Below are 675 nucleotides of genomic sequence, written 5' to 3' on the forward strand. Positions count from 1 at the left end.
CCACGTTTATTCTTTGAGCACCTAGTCATTAAATTATTAATTAATATATTAGCTAATATTATTAGTTAGTAATTTAGTTTTAAGGTGAGTAAGATGAAAAGATGGTCGGAAGAGAAAGCGTGGCAATGGCAAAAAGAGCATGGCTGGCTACGTGGCTTTAACTATTTACCGCGCACAGCGGTTAACTGGAATGAGATGTGGCAAGCGGAATCTTTTGCTCCTGAGGTGATGGAACAAGAGTTAGCTTGGGCGCATGATGTGGGTTACAACACTTTACGTACCAACTTACCATTTATAGTTTGGCAAGCGGATCGCGATGGTTTACATGCGCGAATTGAGCGCTTTCTGGATATTTGCGAACGCAATCAAATCAAAGTGATGCTCACGCCGATGGATGACTGCGGTTTTTCGGGCGACCATCCTTATCTTGGTGAACAAAAAGCGCCAGTACCGGATTTGCACAATAGCCAAGCAGCAGCAAGTCCTGGTCGCAATGTGGTGATGGACAAATCTATGTGGGGTGAGGTCGAAGCGTATATTCGCGACATCATCTCTACCTACAAAAATGACCCTAGAATCGTTATTTGGGATCTCTATAACGAGCCAACCAACCGCATGATTTTCACCACTACGGGTGAGATCGCTTACGACGAAGAAATGGAAATCTTTAGTCAT

1 pseudogene is annotated in these 675 nt (G+C 43.6%); it reads left to right on the forward strand.

The features are described from left to right. Positions 1-93: 93 nt before the first annotated feature. A pseudogene (locus R8O11_RS28145) lies at positions 94-675 on the forward strand (cellulase family glycosylhydrolase); the annotation flags it as partial.

The sequence above is a fragment of the Vibrio sp. 1288 genome, assembly GCF_033344475.1.